The organism is Vibrio sp. YT-19(2023) (genome assembly GCF_033337395.1).
Genome location: NZ_JAWOQN010000284.1, coordinates 1 through 859 on the forward strand (window position 1 = coordinate 1; position 859 = coordinate 859).

An 859-nucleotide genomic window follows, 5' to 3' on the forward strand; every position below is an offset into this window, starting at 1 on the left:
GTAATTAAGCCTTTGGAATCATTTATTCAGCAAGATGGTATGCCGGTTTTTGGGCACTTGTCGGCGATTCCAAGATCACTCGATTTAGAGTCATTTCAATATCTCAATGAGATGGACAATCCTGTATCGAAGTGGCGAAAACATTTCGATTACAAGCAGTTCCAGTTCGTGTCTCTCGTGACGCCTGACTATGTCGTCGGGATTGCTATTGCCGATATTCGCTATTTGGCCTCCGGATTTTGTTATTTGTTCGATATTAAGCGCAATGCACTCACCGAGCAGCAATGGCTTAAACCTTGTCAGCTTGGTTATCAGACTCAACCATCGAGCTGGTTGAGCAAAGCGCATCTCGCGAACAATATAATTCAGTTCTCCATTGAGGAGGGGCAGTGGCATGTTCAGTTTGTAACGCCTTCCGTTAACGCCAACATTACACTGCATCCACAGCCACAAAGTTTGCCTCTTATGCTCTCTACGCCAACGGGTTACTCCGGATGGACGTATACGCAAAAACACAACGCGCTGACGGTAACAGGGAATCTATTTATTCTGGGTGAAGAGCAAGATCTGTCACAGGTTGCTGCGGGTTATGATTTCTCGGCGGGTTACATGCGAAGGGAAACGAGCTGGCGCTGGGCGAGTGTCAACCATAAAGATGGCGACAAAAGCTTGGGTCTCAACCTCGCCGCTGGCGTAAACGAAACCGGGTTTTGTGAAAATGTACTGTGGGTGGATGGTGAAAGGCATTTGCTTAATCCGGTGCAGTTTCAATTTTCACGTCAGAACCCGCGTACTGATTGGCGCATCATCTCCGAAGATGGTTGCGTAGACTTAGTGTTTGAGCCTATCAATCAACGTT

The 859-nt window shown here is 47.1% G+C and carries 1 protein-coding gene; it reads left to right on the plus strand.

All coding sequences use genetic code 11. From position 1 onward, the window contains the following. Positions 1-3 precede the first annotated feature (3 nt). The coding region (locus tag R7E78_RS25435; RefSeq protein WP_318058514.1) for a DUF2804 domain-containing protein at positions 4-859 on the plus strand (856 nt) is incomplete at its 3' end.